This is a genomic window from Streptomyces goshikiensis (genome assembly GCF_014650555.1).
In the GTDB taxonomy this organism is placed as follows: Bacteria; Actinomycetota; Actinomycetes; order Streptomycetales; family Streptomycetaceae; genus Streptomyces; species Streptomyces goshikiensis.
The window spans coordinates 239,167-257,139 of record NZ_BMVE01000013.1 but is presented as its reverse complement, the minus strand read 5'-3'; the positions used below and the strand labels follow the sequence as shown (position 1 = coordinate 257,139).

Annotated in this window: 15 protein-coding genes; 3 read left to right on the top strand and 12 right to left on the bottom strand. The window is 73.0% G+C overall.

Translation table 11 applies throughout. The annotated features are described in order from the left end of the window. Positions 1 to 366 precede the first annotated feature (366 nt). Positions 367 to 1,374, bottom strand: coding sequence for a stage II sporulation protein M (locus IE248_RS30150; protein WP_073798109.1), 1,008 nt, complete (start codon positions 1,372 to 1,374; stop codon positions 367 to 369). 113 nt (positions 1,375 to 1,487) lie between these two features. Between IE248_RS30150 and IE248_RS30145 the strand changes: the two genes are divergently transcribed. Continuing rightward, positions 1,488 to 2,411 carry an RDD family protein gene (locus IE248_RS30145; RefSeq protein WP_190032221.1) on the top strand — a complete coding sequence of 308 codons (924 nt, stop codon included), beginning with the start codon at positions 1,488 to 1,490 and terminating at the stop codon, positions 2,409 to 2,411. A 1-nt stretch (position 2,412) separates the two neighbouring features. On the opposite strand, the gene IE248_RS30140 is transcribed toward IE248_RS30145, so the two are convergent. The 8 genes from IE248_RS30140 to IE248_RS30105 form a co-directional block, all read right to left on the bottom strand. Continuing rightward, positions 2,413 to 3,033: a hypothetical protein gene (locus tag IE248_RS30140; protein WP_073798111.1), complete on the bottom strand. Its 621-nt coding sequence runs from the start codon at positions 3,031 to 3,033 to the stop codon at positions 2,413 to 2,415. Between the two features lie 90 nt (positions 3,034 to 3,123). Further along, complete coding sequence (gene ahcY, locus IE248_RS30135; protein WP_037797703.1) at positions 3,124 to 4,560, bottom strand: adenosylhomocysteinase; 1,437 nt, start codon at positions 4,558 to 4,560, stop codon at positions 3,124 to 3,126. A 255-nt stretch (positions 4,561 to 4,815) separates the two neighbouring features. Beyond that, a complete protein-coding gene (locus IE248_RS30130; protein WP_037797705.1) occupies positions 4,816 to 5,751 on the bottom strand; it encodes a cation diffusion facilitator family transporter in 936 nt (311 codons plus the stop codon). Between the two features lie 93 nt (positions 5,752 to 5,844). Next, entirely contained in the window at positions 5,845 to 7,002 is a 1,158-nt protein-coding gene (manA, locus tag IE248_RS30125) for a mannose-6-phosphate isomerase, class I (RefSeq protein ID WP_190032220.1), read from the bottom strand. A gap of 51 nt (positions 7,003 to 7,053) precedes the next feature. Then, on the bottom strand, positions 7,054 to 8,187 hold the full coding sequence (locus tag IE248_RS30120) for an SIS domain-containing protein (protein WP_073798113.1): 1,134 nt from the start codon (positions 8,185 to 8,187) through the stop codon (positions 7,054 to 7,056). A gap of 57 nt (positions 8,188 to 8,244) precedes the next feature. After that, the gene (locus IE248_RS30115; protein WP_037797711.1) at positions 8,245 to 8,430 is read right to left on the bottom strand and encodes a Trm112 family protein; all 186 of its coding nucleotides are present in this window, start codon (positions 8,428 to 8,430) and stop codon (positions 8,245 to 8,247) included. Between the two features lie 86 nt (positions 8,431 to 8,516). Continuing rightward, positions 8,517 to 9,887, bottom strand: coding sequence for a phosphomannomutase/phosphoglucomutase (locus IE248_RS30110; protein ID WP_037797713.1), 1,371 nt, complete (start codon positions 9,885 to 9,887; stop codon positions 8,517 to 8,519). Positions 9,888 to 9,963: 76 nt separating this feature from the next. Then, the gene (locus IE248_RS30105) at positions 9,964 to 10,407 is read right to left on the bottom strand and encodes a DUF3499 domain-containing protein (protein ID WP_190032219.1); all 444 of its coding nucleotides are present in this window, start codon (positions 10,405 to 10,407) and stop codon (positions 9,964 to 9,966) included. Between the two features lie 287 nt (positions 10,408 to 10,694). Here IE248_RS30105 and IE248_RS30100 point away from each other — a divergent pair, with 287 nt between their 5' ends. Next, entirely contained in the window at positions 10,695 to 11,078 is a 384-nt protein-coding gene (locus tag IE248_RS30100) for a metallopeptidase family protein (RefSeq protein ID WP_037797717.1), read from the top strand. Between the two features lie 71 nt (positions 11,079 to 11,149). On the opposite strand, the gene IE248_RS30095 is transcribed toward IE248_RS30100, so the two are convergent. The 3 genes from IE248_RS30095 to IE248_RS30085 all read right to left on the bottom strand — a co-directional run bounded on the left by IE248_RS30095 (position 11,150) and on the right by IE248_RS30085 (position 16,800). Further along, positions 11,150 to 12,655 (bottom strand): DUF5719 family protein, encoded by a 1,506-nt coding sequence (locus tag IE248_RS30095; protein WP_190032218.1) that lies wholly within the window; start codon positions 12,653 to 12,655, stop codon positions 11,150 to 11,152. Then, on the bottom strand, positions 12,652 to 16,308 hold the full coding sequence (locus IE248_RS30090) for a glycosyltransferase family 2 protein (protein ID WP_190032217.1): 3,657 nt from the start codon (positions 16,306 to 16,308) through the stop codon (positions 12,652 to 12,654). The genes IE248_RS30095 and IE248_RS30090 overlap by 4 nt, the downstream gene beginning before the upstream one ends. Before the next feature lie 228 nt (positions 16,309 to 16,536). Further along, on the bottom strand, positions 16,537 to 16,800 hold the full coding sequence (locus IE248_RS30085) for a WhiB family transcriptional regulator (protein ID WP_003983763.1): 264 nt from the start codon (positions 16,798 to 16,800) through the stop codon (positions 16,537 to 16,539). A gap of 653 nt (positions 16,801 to 17,453) precedes the next feature. On the opposite strand from IE248_RS30085, the gene IE248_RS30080 reads away from it, so the two are divergent. Then, on the top strand, positions 17,454 to 17,969 hold the full coding sequence (locus IE248_RS30080) for a cysteine dioxygenase (RefSeq protein ID WP_037797722.1): 516 nt from the start codon (positions 17,454 to 17,456) through the stop codon (positions 17,967 to 17,969). Positions 17,970 to 17,973 lie beyond the last annotated feature (4 nt).

Sequence of the window (17,973 nt, the reverse complement as noted above, 5' to 3'; positions counted from 1 at the left end):
TCCTTTGTACTCACCCTCTCGGGCTTTCCTCCGGGCTTTCGTTCTTCGTTCTTGCGCTTCCGACTCTATCAGAGTCAGTCCCGCTCGCTTTCCAGGTGATTCGCTTTCGCGCTTTCCCTTTCCGGCGATTCCGACTCTATCAGAAGTTTTCCACCGGATTTCCCGGTGTCCGACTTCCGAATTAAGAAGAGACGGCTGTGCCCACTGGGAATTCAAATTCCTGGGGGCGAGAGAGATGTTAAACCATCGCTGCCGAACTTGTCCAGTTCGAGGCAACCGTTCGAATCTACCTCCCCGCACCGGCCGTGTCAACGGTCTTTGCGGGACAGATGAGGAGACTAGCAGCTCCGCAGGCCCGTACGCACATCAGGCTGCGGTCGGCAGGGTCGCCGTCTGGTCTGCGGCTTCCACGTCGCCCACCTCGCCCGCCCGGGAGGCGCGGCCGCCCAGGACGTAGACGTAGGTGAGGAACGCGGCCTCGGCGGCGACGCCGATCGTGATGCGCGCCCAGGTGGGCAGGCCGGAGGGGGTGACGAAGCCTTCGATCAGGCCCGAGACGAAGAGGACCGCCGCGAGGCCGATCGCCATGCCGAGGGCGGCGCGGCCCTGTTCGGCGAGGGCGGCGCGGCGGGTGCGGGGGCCCGGGTCGATGACGGTCCAGCCCAGCCGCAGGCCCGTACCGGCCGCGACGAAGACCGCCGTCAGTTCGAGCAGGCCGTGCGGGAGGATCAGGCCGAGGAAGACGTCGAGGCGGCCGGCCGAGGCCATCAGGCCGATGCCGACGCCGAGGTTGGCCATGTTCAGGAACAGGATCCAGAGCACCGGCAGCCCGAGGAACGCGCCCAGCACCAGGCACATCGCCGCCGCCTGGGCGTTGTTCGTCCAGACCTTGGCCGCGAAGGAGGCCGCGGGGTGGCTGGAGTAGTACGTCTCGTACTCGCCGCCGGGCTTCGTCAGCTGCTTCAGCTCCTGGGGAGCCGCGATGGCCGACTGCACCTCGGGGTGGGTGGCGATCCACCAGCCGATCAGGACGCCGACCGCCACCGAGAGCAGCGCCGTCGGTATCCACCAGCGCCGGCTGCGGTAGACGGCGGCGGGGAACCCGGCGGTGAAGAAGCGGGCCGCGTCGCGCCAGCCGGCCCGGCGGGCGCCGGTCACGGTGGCGCGGGCCCGGGCGACGAGCTGGGTCAGACGGCCCGTGAGCATCGGGTCCGGGGCGCTCGACTGGATCAGGGAGAGGTGGGTGGAGGCGCGCTGGTAGAGCGAGACGAGTTCGTCGGCCTCGTCACCGGTCAGGCGGCGGCCGCGGCCCAGGAGCTGCTCCAGGCGGTCCCATTCCGCCCGGTGGGCCGTGACGAAGACGTCGAGATCCATGCTGGTTGCCGCTCCCCTGCCCCAGGTCCCTGCGCTGCCTGCGCGTGCCGTGGTCAGCTTGGCAGACTGGACGTCTCAAGGGGCGGGGCAGGCCACGCGAAAGGTGCGCAGCTGTGAGCGATCTGGTGACGGGGGACGCGGTCGTCCTGGGGCTGAGACCGGCGAGGGTGCCGAGCCGCGCGCTGGCGTTCGCGCTCGATCTGTTCGTGTACCTGACCGGGTATCTACTGATCTCGGTCGGGCTGCTCGTCGCGACGGCCTCGCTGGACGAGGCGGCGGCCGCGGCGGTGACCGTCGCCAGCTTCGTCCTGGTGCTGGTCGGGGTGCCGATCGCGGTGGAGACGCTGAGCCACGGGAAGTCGCTGGGCAAGCTGGCGTGCGGGCTGCGGGTGGTGCGGGAGGACGGCGGGCCGATCCGGTTCCGGCACGCGCTGGTGCGCGGGGCGATGGGGGTGGTGGAGCTGCTGGCGACCTTCGGGTCGGTGGCGTGCATCGCCTCGCTGGTGTCGGAGCGGGGGCGGCGGCTCGGGGACGTGTTCGCGGGGACGCTGGTGATACGGGAGCGGGTGCCGGGGGCGCGGGTGATGCCGGTGCCTGCGCCGCCGCCGTGGCTGGCGGGCCGGTTCGCGGGGCTGGATCTGTCGGCGGTGCCGGACGGGCTGTGGCTGGCGGTGCGCCAGTACCTGACGCGGATGAACCAGCTGGATCCGGCGATCGGCGCCTCGATGGCGGCGAAGCTGGCGGACGAGCTGGTGCTCCGTACGGGCGCGCCGCCGCCGGCGGGGGTGCCGGCGGCCGCGTATCTGATGGCGGTGGTGCACGAGCGGCAGTCCCGGGACGCCGCCCGGGCGTTCGGCCGCCCCCCGTGGCAGGAGCATCAGCAGCAGGGGGTTGCCGCTGCCCTCCCCTATCCGGCGCAGGTGCAGGCGCCGGTGCCGTACGCCGCGCCCGTCGAGGCCGCCGCGCCCGTCGCTCCGTCGCCGGAGGCGGCGCCCGTACGGCCTGCGGGCGGGAGCGGGTTCGCGCCGCCCTCCTGAGTCACGCGTCCTCGAACGCGGAGGGCGGGGTCTCCAGGTGTTCGAGCTCGATGCCGGGGGCGGAGAGCACCACGTCCCCCGCGATGTGGACGGTGTGGACCTCGCCGGTGTCGAGGGCGCTGATCCGGTATTCGTCCACCAGGAGCGGGCCGCTGTCCGTGGGGTGCTCCTCGCGCCCCAGCAGGGCCCAGGCCTGGTCGACCGTGCGGGGGGCGAGGACCGGGTCGGTGAGGGCGACGAGCCGGACGCGGGTGGCGGGGGCGCCGGGAGTGAGGCGCAGCAGCCGGGCGGTGGCGATGAGGAAGGCCGGGGAGGTCCCGGTGAAGCCGGGGGCCCGGACGTTGCCTTCGGTGGCCTCGGCGCCGGTCGGGTCGGTACGGACCCAGGTGACGCCGTCGATGGCGGCGCCGCGGACCTGCCAGCTCGATGCGTTGGCTTCCAGGCGGATGGGGCGGCCGAGTTCGTCGATGGCCAGGTCGAGGGAGCCGCGGTGGTCGCCGTCGGGGCCGGTGAGCTGGGCGACGTAGCGCCAGCCGGAGGGGCCGGGGGCGCAGTGGAAGTGTTCCTCGCCGAGCGGGGTGTGGTCGTGCGGGTCGTGGAGCGAGTAGCGGCCGCGGGGCATCGTGTGGGTCCTTGCCTGGGTACGGGGCAGGCCCCCGGCATCGTGCGCCGGGGGCCTGCGTGACGTGCTGTCGCTGCTGCCGCGTGGGGATCAGTAGCGGTAGTGGTCCGGCTTGTACGGGCCCTCGACCTTGACGCCGATGTAGGAGGCCTGCTCCGGGCGGAGGGTGGTGAGCTTGACGCCGAGGGCGTCCAGGTGGAGACGCGCGACCTTCTCGTCGAGGTGCTTGGGCAGCACGTAAACATCGGTCGGGTACTCCGCCGGCTTCGTGAACAGCTCGATCTGCGCCAGCGTCTGGTCCGCGAACGAGTTCGACATCACGAACGACGGGTGACCGGTCGCATTGCCCAGGTTCAGCAGACGACCCTCCGACAGCACGATCAGCACCTTGCCGTCGGGGAACTTCCACGTGTGGACCTGCGGCTTGACCTCGTCCTTCACGATGCCCTCGACCTTGGCCAGACCCGCCATGTCGATCTCGTTGTCGAAGTGACCGATGTTGCCCACGATCGCCTGGTGCTTCATCTTGGCCATGTCCGCGGCCATGATGATGTCCTTGTTACCGGTCGTCGTGATGAAGATGTCCGCCGTCTCCACCACATCGTCCAGCGTCGCGACCTGATACCCGTCCATCGCCGCCTGGAGCGCACAGATCGGGTCGATCTCCGTCACGATGACCCGGGCACCCTGACCGCGCAGCGACTCCGCACAGCCCTTGCCGACATCGCCGTAACCGAACACGACCGCCACCTTGCCACCGATCAGAACATCGGTCGCACGGTTGATGCCGTCGATCAGCGAGTGACGGCAGCCGTACTTGTTGTCGAACTTCGACTTCGTCACCGCGTCGTTCACGTTGATCGCCGGGAACAGCAGGGTGCCCTCGGACATCATCTCGTAGAGGCGGTGCACACCGGTGGTGGTCTCCTCGGTCACGCCGCGGATCTCGGACGCGAGCTGCGTCCACTTCTGCGGGGCCTCACCGAGGGTGCGGTTGAGGAGCGTGAGGATGTGCGCGTACTCCTCGGAGTCCGCCGTCGAGGGGTCCGGAGCGGCGCCGGCCTTCTCGAACTCGACGCCCTTGTGGACGAGGAGGGTGGCGTCGCCACCGTCGTCGAGGATCATGTTCGGGCCGCCGGTGGGGGTGTTCGGCCAGGTCAGCGCCTGCTCCGTGCACCACCAGTACTCCTCCAGCGTCTCGCCCTTCCAGGCGAAGACGGGGACGCCGGCCGGGGCCTCGGGGGTACCGGTCGGGCCGACGGCGATGGCGGCGGCCGCGTGGTCCTGGGTGGAGAAGATGTTGCAGGAGGCCCAGCGGACGTCGGCGCCGAGGGCGACGAGGGTCTCGATCAGGACGGCGGTCTGCACGGTCATGTGCAGGGAGCCGGTGATGCGGGCGCCGGCCAGCGGCTGGGCGGCCGCGTACTCCCGGCGGATCGACATCAGACCCGGCATCTCGTGCTCGGCGAGGGTGATCTCCTTGCGGCCGAAAGCGGCAAGGGAAAGGTCTGCGACCTTGAAGTCCATGGGTGCTGCTCCTCATGGTTCGAGAGGGTGGGTACGGCTGGTCCGCGCACCGGCCGTGCCTGGGCAGGGCGGCGCACCGAGCACAGTCCGTCGGGGGCCCTCTCTCCCCTCGGCCGGTCACGAGGACCGCCCGACCGCCATCAGCAGCGACGCCTGACACTGCTTACGAATCTACACCGATCGGCGGTGCCGGCCCCAGTGGGTCGGGGGAGAAATGGGCCACCTGCGGGGCCTTCGTACGTTCGGCGGGCCGGGTCAGGGCTTCGCGGTGGTGTCCGTCTCCGCGTGGTAGATGTCCGGCTCCAGGTAGATCACGCGGGCGATCGGGACCGCCGCGCGGATGCGGGCCTCGGCGGCGTTGATGGCGTCCGCCACCTCGGTCGCCGTGTCGTCGTGCTGGACGGCGATCTTGGCGGCGACCAGCAGTTCCTCGGGCCCGAGGTGGAGGGTGCGCATGTGGATCACGCGGGTGACGACGTCACCGTCGACGAGCGCGGTCTTGATCTTCTCGACGTCCTCCGTGCCGGCGGCCTCGCCGAGCAGCAGGGACTTCGTCTCGGCGGCCAGCACGATGGCGATGACGATCAGCAGGACGCCGATGCACAGGGTGCCGATGCCGTCCCAGACGCCGTCGCCCGTGGCGAGCGCGAGGCCGACGCCGCCGAGGGCGAGGACCAGACCGACGAGGGCGCCGAAGTCCTCCAGGAGGACGACCGGCAGCTCGGGGGCCTTGGCGCGCTTGATGAACTGGCCCCAGGACAGGCCGCCGCGGATCTCGTTCGACTCCTTGATCGCCGTGCGGAAGGAGAAGCCCTCCGCGACGATCGCGAAGACGAGCACGCCGACCGGCCAGTACCAGGCCTCGATGGGGTGCGGTTCCTTGATCTTCTCGATGCCCTCGTAGATGGCGAACATGCCACCGACGGTGAAGAGCACGATGGAGACGAGGAAGGCGTAGATGTAGCGCTCGCGCCCGTAGCCGAAGGGGTGTTGGGGCGTGGCCTCGCGCTGGGCCTTCTTCCCGCCCAGCAGCAGCAGTCCCTGGTTTCCGGAGTCGGCCAGCGAGTGGACGCTTTCGGCGAGCATCGACGAGGAGCCGCTGAAGATGAATGCCACGAACTTGGCTACAGCGATGGCGAGGTTGGCGGCGAGTGCCGCCACGATCGCCCTTGTACCGCCCGACGCGCTCATGGGTCTGGATGTCCCTTCCCTCGGTACGGCGGCCCAGGCCGGAGCGCCGCGCTACGGGCGGACATTGTTGCAGCCGCCGGCGAGAGTGCCGCCTCAGACCACCACCGTCGCACGGAATACCGTACCCGCTCCGGACAGTTCGGGCTTTTCGCCCGCCGGGACGAAGACGGACTCTCCGGGGGCCAGGGTCAGTTCACCGGCCCGGGGGCTGCCCGCCGTGCAGAGCAGGATCTGCGGGGCTCCGGACGGCAGGACGCGGGGCTCGCCGCCGGGCGCGAGGACGAACCGGGAGAGCCGGAACTCGTCCGTGGGGGTCTCGTAGACCTCCTCGGCATCGCCCTCGGGGCGCAGCACGGCCGGGTCGCCCGGCTCGAACCTCACGACCTTCAGCAGTTCCGGTACGTCGACGTGCTTGGGGGTGAGCCCGGCGCGCAGCACGTTGTCGGAGTTGGCGAGCAGTTCGACGCCGAGGCCGTCGAGGTAGGCGTGCGGGACGCCCGCGCCGAGGAACATGGCCTCGCCGGGCTGGAGTTCGACGTGGTTGAGCAGCATGGCGGCGATCACCCCGGGATCGCCGGGGTACTCGTGGACGAGCGAGGCGTACGGCTCGTACGGGCCGCCGAGCCGTACGGCGGCGTCCCCGGCCTCGTGGACCGTACGGGCCATCTCCGCGCGGTCGCCGCCCAGGACGGCGGTGAGCATCTCCCGCAGCGCCGCCTCCTCGGGGTGGGCGTGCAGCAGGTCCACGTACGGCTTGAGGGAGTCGACGCCGAGGCCGTCGAGGAGGGCCGCGGCCTCCAGGGGCCGGCGGAATCCGCACAGCCCGCTGAAGGGGGTGAGCGCGCAGATCAGCTCGGGCTTGTGGTTGGGGTCCTTGTAGTTGCGGTGACCGGCGTCCACGGGGACGCCGCGCGCCTCTTCGTCGGCGAAGCCGGCGCGCGCCTGGGCGAGGTCGGGGTGGACCTGGAGGGAGAGCGGGGCGCCGGCGGCGAGGAGCTTGAGGAGGAAGGGCAGCCGGGGGCCGAACTTGGCGACGGCCGCCGCGCCGAGTTCGCGCTCGGGGTCGGCGGCGATGACGGCGGGCAGGGTGGTCTCGCCGGCTCCGCGGTCGAGGCGGGAGGGGGCTCCGGGATGGGCGCCCATCCACATCTCGGCCTGGGGTTCACCGCTGGGCTCGACCCCGAGGAGGGCCGGGATGGCGGTGGTGGAACCCCAGGCGTAGGGGCGGATCGTGTTCGTCAGGCGGTCCATCGTCATCTTCCTGGAAGAAGGGCCGGGCGCACGGGCGTGCCCGAACAGGCCCTAACCGTGTCCTCTGGAGGCCAACGCCAGGTAAGCGGTAGCGAAATCCGTGACGGCGAGGAGCTCCGCGAGCTGTTCCAGCTCGGCGCCCTCCTCCGGTTCGAGTTCGCTGATCGCCGTGTCGTGGCTGAGGGCGAGTTCGCGCGCGGCCGGTGCGGCGGTGAGGCCGCCGGTCGGCCGGTCGCGCAGCAGGACGATGCGGGCCCGGAGGGCCTGGGGCTCTTCCACCCGGTCGCGGAAGAAGTCGTCGGGGTCGGCGCCCGCGGCGAACGCGCCGGCGAGGAGGACCCCGTGGGCGGGGAGCGCCTCGGGAAGTTCGGCGGCCAGCGCGGGGCGGCCGGCGAGCTCGGCGAGGGTGGCGGCGAACCGGCGGCCGGCGGGGCCCGCTCCGGCGCCCTCGCTCCAGATGAGCGGGAGGGAGTCGGCGAGCTCGGCGGCGAGGGTCTTGGCCGGGTTGGAGTACGTGGCGATGGCGGGGCCGCAGCGCTCGGCGGTGCGGTCGAGCCGGTCGGCGACGCGCTGGAGGGTCTCGGGGGCGGCGCTGATCAGCCCGACTTTGTCGAGGAGCACCAGCAGCGGCGTCAGCAGCGCCCACAGGGCGCCGGGGCCGGCCGCGGCGGACTCGTCGTACTCCTGGTACGGGGCCTTGGCCATGGGTACGAGGACCCCGTGCGCGCCTTCCACGGCCTCGCTCAGGGGTGAGCGTTCGGGCGCGACGGCGACGACGGCGCAGCCGCGCCGGTAGGCCTGCTCGACGAGGACGGCGAGGCCGGGCTCTGTGCCGTCGGTGGTGGCGAGGAGCAGCAGGTCCACGGGGCCGGCCCAGCCGGGCAGTGTCCAGCGCAGCGCCCCGGCGGCGTGCGCCACGCCGGTCGGGTGCAGCCGGGTCACCGGGGCGGAGGCCCCGGCGAGGGCGCCGAGCAGGTCGGCGACCCCGGTCGCGGCCGTCCCGGGCCCGGCGATGAGCACGGAGCGGGGCCTGCCGTCGGGGCGCAGGTCGGCGAGTCCGGCCTCGGTCGCGTGCCGGGCGGCGGTACGGACCCTGGCTCCGGCCTCGGCGGCGCCGCGGAGCAGGCCGCGGCGGTCGGCGCGGGCGAGATCCTCCGGTGCGTCGAGGAGCGACTCGTCGAGCATGGCGGCCTCCGGCCGTGGTGGTGACGGACCCAGGGTGGACGGAACCGGTGGTCGGTGTCAGGCGGGGCGGCGGGCCTCGTCGACGAGGAGCACCGGGATGCCGTCGCGGACGGGGTAGGCGAGGCCGCAGTCCTGGCCGGTGCAGATCAGCTCGGGGGCCGTCTCGTCGGCCGACTTGTCCTCAAGGGGCGAGTGGCAGGCGGGGCAGGCGAGGATCTCCAGAAGACCGGCTTCGAGCGGCATGGCGCTTCCCTTCAGACATACGGATTGGGCGAGGTCAGCGTACCGCCGGGCCGCGGCGGGCGGGGCGCGGCCCGGGGTGCGCGGGGTCAGGCGCGGACGAGCGCGAGGACCTCGTCCTTGACCTCGGCCAGGGTGGCCTCGTCGCGGGCCTCGACGTTGAGGCGGAGCAGCGGCTCCGTGTTGGAGGGGCGCAGGTTGAACCACCAGTCGGCGGCGGTCACGGTCAGGCCGTCCAGCTCGTCGAGGGTGATGCCCTCCCGGTCCCCGTACGCGGCCTTCACGGCGGCGAGGCGGCCGGCCTGGTCGGCGACGGTCGAGTTGATCTCGCCGGAGCCGGCGTAGCGGTCGTAGGAGGAGACCAGCTCGGAGAGCGGGCCCTCCTGGCCGCCGAGGGCCGCGAGGACGTGGAGCGCGGCGAGCATGCCGGTGTCCGCGTTCCAGAAGTCCTTGAAGTAGTAGTGCGCGGAGTGCTCGCCGCCGAAGATGGCGCCGGACGTGGCCATCTCCTCCTTGATGAAGGAGTGGCCGACGCGGGTGCGGACGGGGGTGCCGCCGTTCTCGCGGACGACCTCCGGGACGGACCAGGAGGTGATCAGGTTGTGGATCACGGTGCCCTTGCCGCCGTTGCGGGCGAGCTCGCGGGCCGCGACCAGCGCGGTGATCGCGGACGGGGAGACGCCCTCGCCGCGCTCGTCGACGACGAAGCAGCGGTCGGCGTCGCCGTCGAAGGCGAGGCCGAGGTCGGCGCCCTCGGCGCGCACGCGGGCCTGGAGGTCGACGATGTTCTTCGGGTCGAGGGGGTTGGCCTCGTGGTTCGGGAAGGTGCCGTCGAGCTCGAAGTACATGGGTACGAGGTCGAGCGGCAGGCCCGCGAAGACGGTGGGGACGGTGTGGCCGCCCATGCCGTTGCCGGCGTCGACGACGACCTTGAGCGGGCGGATGCCGGTCAGGTCGACGAGGCCCTTGAGGTGGTCGGCGTACCCGGGGAGGGAGTCCTCCTCGGTGACGGTGCCGGGGGTGGTGCCCTCGGGCGCCGCCGGGGCGCCCTCGTCGGTCCACTTCTCGACGAGTTCGCGGATGGCGGCGAGGCCGGTGTCCTGGCCCACGGGCGCGGCGCCGGCGCGGCACATCTTGATGCCGTTGTACCGGGCCGGGTTGTGGGAGGCCGTGAACATCGCCCCGGGCAGGTTCTTCGATCCGGAGGCGTAGTACAGCTGGTCCGTGGAGCACAGCCCGATGAGGGTGACGTCCACGCCGCGGGCGGCGGCGCCGCGCGCGAAGGCGCCGGACAGGCCGGGCGAGGAGGGCCGCATGTCGTGGCCGACGACGATGGCCGTGGCTCCGGTGACCTCGACGAACGCAGCGCCGAACAGCTCTGCCAGGGACTCGTCCCACTCATCCGGTACGACGCCGCGTACGTCGTATGCCTTGACGATGTTCGAAAGATCTGCGGCCACTGCCTGCCCTCCTGAGGTCATGTGCGCTGGAGCAAACCTACCGTGCGGGGGGCGGCGTCATTCGAATGAACGGGCGTCAGGAATCCGGGGAACGAAGGACGCGCAGGTGACCGCGGCGGGCCTGGCCGGTGGCGGGGCCGTTGCCGGTGGCGTTGTTCGGGCCATTCGGGCCGCTGCCGCCGGCTTCGGCGGCGCGGTCGTGCGGGCGCGCCGCCTCGCGGACGGCGTTCGCCAGGGCTTCGAGGTCGTCGCCGCTGGGCCTGGACGGCGCGGAACCGTCGGACAGGCGTACGACGTCCCAGCCGCGCGGGGCGGTCAGGCGCTCGGAGTGCTCGGCGCACAGGTCGTAGCAGTGGGGTTCGGCGTAGGTGGCGAGCGGGCCGAGAACTGCGGTCGAATCGGCGTAGACGTACGTCAGTGTTGCGACGGCAGGGCGGCCGCACGCGGTGCGCGAACAGCGACGTACAGGGCTCACGACGTTGGACGGTACCGCACTCTTGACCGGGCCGCGACGACTCACCCCCCGGTCACTCGCCCGTGTCGTGGTGCCAACTCGGCCAGGGGGGCCGGAAAGCGAGGGATCCATGGCCGGAATGTCCCGGGTCGGAGGGCTACGCTGCGGGAGTGACGGACAGCCCTCTGCCTTTTTCGAGCCCCTCGGGACCCGCTGGACCTGCCGGATCCGCCGGATCTCCCGGCCCCGGAACCGGACCTGACGGACCTGCCGGAACCGCCGGACCCGCCGGACCCGTCCCCGGCGCCGGCACCCAGCCGAGGACGCGGCGGCGGGACCGCCACGGGCGCGGGATGCGGGGGCCGGTGGCGCCGCCGCAGGTGCCGCTGTCGGCGAGCCGGGCCGAGCTGTTCGGGGACCTCGTACGGGATTCCGTGGAGCGGCTGGAGCGGCGCTGGCCGCAGCTGGCGGAGGTCGAGTTCGTGGTCGCGGACGTGCCGGGGCCGCCGGGCGGGCCGGACGGCGGCTGGAACGACGAGGCGGTGCCGCTGGGCGGGCTGGTCGAGGCCGCCGACGGCCGGCCGGCCCGGATCGTGGTGTTCCGGCGACCGGTGGACATCCGGACGAAGACGCGGGACGAGAAGGCGCTGCTCGTGCACGAGATCGTGGTGGAGCAGGTGGCGGAGCTGCTGGGGCTGTCGCCGGAGACCGTGGATCCGAGGTACGGGCAGGACTGACGGCGGCCCGGACCGGCGAACGGGCCGGGCCGGGCCGGGGCCGGCGGCCGGGCCGACGGCCGGGCCGGGGGCTACTCGGTCGGGACGGAGAGGTCCTGGACGGCCTTGGGGACCAGGACGGTGGAGCGGTCGTCCGTGAAGGGCTGGACGGTGAACATCGGGACGCCCTCGTGCGGGAGGGTCAGGGTCCGGGAGGCGTGGACCGGGCCGCCGGAGAGCGTTTCGAGCGTCAGGGCGTAGGAGCCCTTGCCGCCCGAGGGCGCCGGGGGCGGTGACACCGCGAGGGTGGTGCCCGCCTTGACCTGGATCTCCTTGGACTCCGGTTCGCCGCCCTCGGTGCCCGGCGAGGCCGTCACCCGGACCTTCGCGTCGGCCTTGCCCGGCGCCGTCACGTACAGCACCGTCGCGTTCTCGCCGGTCCGGTTGTCGGCGACGGTCGCCCGCGCCCCGACCGGGCCGCTCGCCGGGATGAAGCCCAGCTCCTGCTTGGCGCCGCTGCCGCGGACCACCCGCAGCGCGGCGACGACCGGGACGGCCTTCTTCGCGTCCGTCGGGGCCAGCAGCAGCGAGCCCGCCTCGCCCCGGGTGACGTCCTTGAGGTCCACGCTCGCCGTCATCCCGGCCTTGAGGTGCAGGGCCTCGCTGCCCGCCGGACTGAGCGAGCCGCCCGGGCCGGCCAGCCGGATCGACAGGTCGGCGTCCTCCTCGCCCGGCGCGAACGCGACCAGCCGTACGGAGGTGGCGTCCGACGGGATGCCGGGGAGCACCAGCGAGCCCGCCGGATCGGTGGAGGGGGCCAGCCAGTCGGTGCCGACGCCGTCCTCGGCGACCTGCACCGAGGCGCCGATCCGGCCCGAACGGGTCGTCACGTGCGCCGTGACGTCCGCGAGCTGGGTGTCCGGCGCGAGCGTGGACAGCAGCAGCCGCTGGCTGGACTTCGGGGCGATGGTGATCCGGTCGCGGCCGGGCTCGGCCTTGACCGGGCCCTCGGGGCCGAACAGCTTCACGTCGACCTCGGCCGCCGTGTCGTCCGGGTTGGTGAGGTGGACGTAGTCCTCGCGGCCCTTGCTGGTGCCGACCGCGGGGAACCAGAAGTCGGTGCCGGGCACGCCGCAGGCGGTACCGAGGACTCCGCGCGCCCGGCCGACCGCGACCTTGGTGGTCTGCTGGACCGTCCAGCCGGGGGCGAGGGCGCCCTCGGCGGTGCCCGTCAGGGCGGGCGCCTCGGAGCCGGAGGAGGTGGCTCCGACGGGCTTGCCGGGCTCCTTGGGCTCCAGGACGGCCTTGGCCTCCTTGGTGGCGCCGGTCAGCCGGGCGGCGCCCTTGCCGGTGCCCTTGGCCTCGGCCTTGGCGCCCGGGGCGGCGCCCGGGGTGTACGAGGTGTACGCGGTGTCGGCGATGTCGGAGGAGCTGGGCGCCGGGCAGACCAGCGTGGAGCGCTCCACCGGCATCCGGGCCGCGGCCGTCTTCTTGCCGTCGGCCGCCGGGGCGGCGGGGGCGGTGAGGGAGGCGATGCCGGTGACGGCGGCGAGCGCCGCGGTGACGGCCGCCAGCGTGAGGGGTGCGCGCTGCTTCACTGCTGGGGGCTCCCGTCCGGACGCTGCTGCTGGTGCTGCTGCTGTTCGTGCTGCTGCCCGTAGGTGTCGTCGTGGTGCTCGTAGTTCTCGTACGTCCCGTACTGCTCGTACGGGTACGGGTACTGCTGCTGCCCCGCCTGCGGCTGGGCCTGGCCGTGGTCCTGGCCCGGGTCGTACGGGTACTGGCCGTAGCCGTCCTGGCCGCCGTACTCGTACTGCTGGGGCTGGGGCTGGGACTGGGCCGGCTGCTCGTAGCCGTAGCCCTGGTAGGCGTACGCGTCCTCCCCGTACGCCTGCTGCGCCGGGATCCGGGCGTACGGATCGGCGGCCGCGGCCGCTTCCACGGGCGTCGGCGCGGCCGGGGCCTGTGCCTCGGCGCGCAGCCGGCGGGCGCGGCGGCCCTCGCCGGCCTCGCCCGGGCCGGGCTGGGCCGGGATGGCGGCCTCCTCGTCCGGCAGGTCGTCGTCGAGCCGGGCCCGGCGGCCGGGCAGGGCCATCACGAGCAGCACCAGCGCGAGGACGCCCTGCGCCCAGTGCCAGGCGGTCCGGGTGAAGGCGTCCTCGTGGACGAGGTCGAGGCGGCCGGCGGCGGCGGGCAGCTCGAAGCCCTGCGCCCAGCCGTCCACCGTCTTCGCCTTGAGCGGCTTGCCGTCGAGGGTGGCCCGCCACCCGGCGTCGGCGCGGTCCGCGATGCGCAGCACCCGGCCCTGCTCGCCCGCCTCGATCTTGGTGTGAGCCTCGACGGGCCCGGAGGCGACCGGGATCGGGGCCTGGCCGTCCTTGCCGGAGAGGATCACGGCCCGGGGCAGCGGCGGGTCGACGGCCCACAGGGCGGTGCCGTCGGGCTGGTGGCGCCGGGTCAGGCCCGGGGTGGCGTCGAGGGTGCGGCGGACCTGCTCCTGGGCTCCGGCGCGGATCATGACGTAGCGGATGGCGAAGCCGCCGAGCTGGTCGGACTGGTCGGCTCCGGAGCCGGAGACCAGGCCGGAGACGGCCTTGTCGAGGCGTGCCTCGCTGCCCGCCTCGGTGGCGAGTTCGGCGTCGCCGAGGCGGACGCCGGAGCCGCGGACCAGGGTGTAGGAGACGGTGGCGGGCGAGTCGCCGCCGAGGATGAGGGTGCGGTTCTGGTTGCGGTCGCCGCTCTCGTCGGCGACGAACGCCGGGACCTGTACGGGGTCGCGCCGCTCCAGGGGTCCGGAGGCGCCGCTGACCATCCAGCCGGCCGCGCCGAGGACCGGGCCGACGGCGGCGGCGAGGCCGATGAGCGCGGCGAGCGGCTGGCGCCAGCCGAAGCTGCTCGCGGCGACCCGGTGCTTGGCGCCGTCCGCGCCGAGGAGGGCGGCGGCCAGCAGGGCGAGCCCGTAGACGAGGGTGGCGGGGCCGGCCCAGCCGGTGCGGTTGACGAGGACGGCGAGCAGCAGCGCGGCCAGGGCGGTGGCCCAGGCGGTGCGGACGGCGAACTGCCGCTCGGCGCGCAGCAGGGCGGCCAGGGCGGCGAGGACGACGCCGATCAGCAGCAGGCCGCCGGCGGTGCGGGGTCCGCCGGGGCTGATGCCGAGGAGGTCCAGGGCGGTGGCGGAGCCGGCTCCGAAGGGCAGTCCGGCCTCGCGCAGGAAGCGGCCGGGGTGCGTGAGCAGGCCGAGGGACCAGGGCGCGAGGACGAGGAGCGGTACGGCGAGGGTGGCCAGGAGCCGGGGCGCGTACGTCTTCCAGCCGGCCCGGCGCACCACCAGGGCGGCGCCGCCGAGGACGGCGGCGAGCGGCCACACGACGGGGGTGAAGGCGGTGGCCAAGGTCAGCAGCAGGGTGTACGTCCACACCGCTCGCCAGGTTCCGCGCTTGTCGGCGCCCCCGTCGGTGCCGCCGAAGCCGAAGGCGGCGACCGCCGAGCGGGCGATGAGCGGGAGCAGGATCGCGAGGACGGCGGTGCCGAGGCGGCCTCCGGCGAGGGCGCCGGTGACGGCGGGGAGGAAGGCGTAGGCGATGGCGGCCCAGGCGCGCAGCAGCCGGGACACGACGAGCGGCCGGGAGGCGAAGTAGGCGGTGAGTCCGGCGAGCGGCACGGAGCACACGAGCAGCAGGGTCAGCGCGTACTGGGTGGAGCCGAACAGCAGGACGGAGAAGGCGCCGAGGACGGCGAGGTACGGGGGCGCTCCGGCGGTGGTGCCCGCGGCGACGGTCTGCCAGTCGCCGGTGTAGCCGCGCCAGAGGTCGAGTCCACTGTCGGGGGCGGGCAGCAGGGCGCCGCCCATGAGGGCGCCGCCGAAGAGCAGGCCGCGGCAGGCGGCGAGGGAGACGAGGAGGAGGACGGCGAACAGGACGGGCGCGGGGTTGCGGGCGATCCGCTTGAGGCGCGCGAACTGCTCGATCTCCAGGTAGTCGGCGTCGTCGCCGCCGGGGCCGGACTCGATGGCTCCGCCGTGCCGGCCGGCGGTGGCGGTCTCGGTGTCGCGGTCGCCGCCGAAGTACCCGGCGAGCTGTTCGGCGTTGGCGCGCAGGGTGGCGCCGGGCGGCGGGAAGAGCGGGCGCAGTTCCTTGGCGGGGACGGCGGCGCGGCCGCGGGCGCGGCGGGCGCCGAGGATCCGGCCGGGGCGCAGCAGGGTGGCGAGGAGGCCGGCGAACTCGTCGACGGCCTGGCCGGGGGCCTTGCCGATGAGGTAGGCGAGGGTGCGGAGCACGGTGCCGACGAGGAGGCGCAGCAGGACGTACGGGAGGGCGGCGCCGGAGCTGTTGGCCAGGATCGTGTAGACGGCGCCGGCCTTGTCGACGCGGTGCGGGCTGGTGGCGCCGCGGCCGGCGCAGTCGACGGTGCGGCGTTCGCGGGCGGCGGCCTCGGCGTGGCGCAGGACGGCGTCGGGGGCGACGAGGACGGTGTGGCCGGCGCTCTGGGCGCGCCAGCACAGGTCGATGTCGTCGCGCATGAGGGGCAGTCGGCGGTCGAAGCCGCCGAGGGCCTCGTACACGTCGCGGCGCACGAGCATGCCGGCGGTGGAGACGGAGAGGACGGGGCGGACCTGGTCGTGCTGGCCCTGGTCCTGTTCGCGGCGGTCGAGGCCGGTCCAGCGGCGGCCGCTGCGGGCGATGGTGACGCCCGCTTCGAGGAGCTGCTTCTTGTCGTACCAGCCGCGCAGTTTGGGGCCGATGACGGCGGCGTCGGGGTTCTCGTCGGCGACGCGCAGGAGTTCGGTGAGGGCGTCGGGCTCGGGGGCGCTGTCGTCGTGGAGCAGCCAGAGCCACTGGACGGGTTCGCCGTGGGGGAGTTCGGGGAGGTCGTAGGCGTCGTCCTGCCAGGTCCGGCTGACGGGGTCCCAGCCGCTGGGGCGCTTGAGGTACGGGAGGTCCTCGGCGGTGAGGGTGCCGGCGGCCCGGACGGCTTCCTCGACCGCGGTGCCGAATCCGGCGCGGCGGGCGAGGTGGAGGACGCGGTCGTCGCCGAGGGCCTCGCCGAGCAGCCGCGCGGATTCGTCGGCGCTGCCGGTGTCGGCGGCGATGAGGTTCTGCGCGGGGCGTTCCTGGCCGAGGAGGCCGGCGAGGGTCCGGGGCAGCCAGCGGGCGCCGTCGTGGGCGACGAGGACCGCGGTGACGACGTGCCGTGGGAACTCGGGTGTGGCGGCAGCCTGGGGGGAGGCCGCCGACTGGCTGTGCAGGGACATCGCTCTACTGGCCCTCCGGCCTGGGGGTCCTCCCGGACGCGTCGGGAGGAGGGTCCGGGGGTGGTGTGCCCCCGGAGGCTGCTGGACAGCGCCCCACACTAACGGCTGGGAACACGACGGTCCGCCTCCTGCGGGGAAGGTGCGGGAGGCGGACCGTTTGCTCTGCGCGATATCTCGATGTGTGGCGTGCCGCGCCGTCGGCGCCGGCCGGGAGGCGCCGGGGGTGTCTCAGACCGCGGCCTTTTTCAGGCGCCGGCGTTCGCGTTCGGACAGTCCGCCCCAGATGCCGAAGCGTTCGTCGTTGGCCAGGGCGTACTCAAGGCATTCGGAGCGGACTTCACAGGCGAGGCAGACCTTCTTGGCCTCGCGGGTCGAGCCGCCCTTCTCGGGAAAGAACGACTCGGGGTCGGTCTGGGCGCAGAGGGCACGCTCCTGCCATCCGAGCTCCTCGTCCGCTTCCTCGACCAGCAGTTCCTGAAACAGCTCGGTCATGTGCGCCCCTCGCTCTGTCTGTGCGTCCCCGTGCGTGTTGCCGTTACCGATGGATATGTAACGACACGAGTGAAATTACAAGTGTGGGGCTCCGGCGCAGTCAAGCCGAGATCTGCTATTGGGCCCCTTATTCACTCTGCGGAACCAAGCGTATGCAGAAAGTGTTCATATCGCCAAAAATCGTGACAGAAGGCATGGCCTCCCCGCCGCCCGCCCACGCCCCTAGTCGACGCACCCCTCCGGGAGGGGGGTTCCGATCCGGCCGATCTTGCGGCGCAGATCACATTCAGGTCACGAGCTGACATGGAGAGGTTTGAACACCGCGCAAGCGGGTGCGCAGCGCTGTTCGGAGCGCACATCCCCCGAGTCGCACTGCACAAACCTTTCTCCGGGCACGGTAACCGGATGAGGTGAAACTTTTACCCCAAAACGGACATTGGGTTGACAGTCCGACCCCGCGCCCGTTCTCCTTGTCCTCATGTCAGCGACCGCAGCCACCACCCGGACCCCCATTCGTGGGTTCCTGTGCGCTGCCCAGGTTCGCTGTTGCTGTCGCGGCTGTTGATGTCTCCGGAGCTCCGGCTCCGTCGAGCTCCGGCCACTCCCCGCAGCGACCACCAGCACCACTGACATCCGTCGAGGACTCCCCCACGATGAACAGCGACACCACCCCCTTCACCGTCGAGAGCGACCTCCAGATCGCCGGCGACATCCTCTCCGTCCAGCACCTCCTCCAGCCCGCCCGCGAGCACCCGGCCACCGTCGCCGAGTTCGCCGGCCTCTCCCGCTCCATCGCCGAGGACCGCGCGAGCTGGGAGCACCTCGTCGAATACGACGCCACCACCCGCTGGTACCACCGCCTGCGCACCGGCCCCGGCTACGAGGTCTGGCTGCTCAGCTGGGTCCCCGGCCAGGGCAGCGGCCCGCACGACCACGGCGCCTCCTCCGGCGTCATGACCGTCCTGGAGGGCGAGCTCACCGAGCACGGCCGCCGCGGCCCCCGCACCCTCGCCGCCGGCGCGCAGCGCGTCTTCGCCCCCGGCTACGCCCACGACGTCGTCAACGACAGCCTCGACGGGGCCGTCAGCCTGCACGTCTACTTCCCCGGCCTCACCGAGATGCCGATGCACCACTGCTCCCCGGCCCGGCCCGAGTCGCTCCCCGTCTGACCGG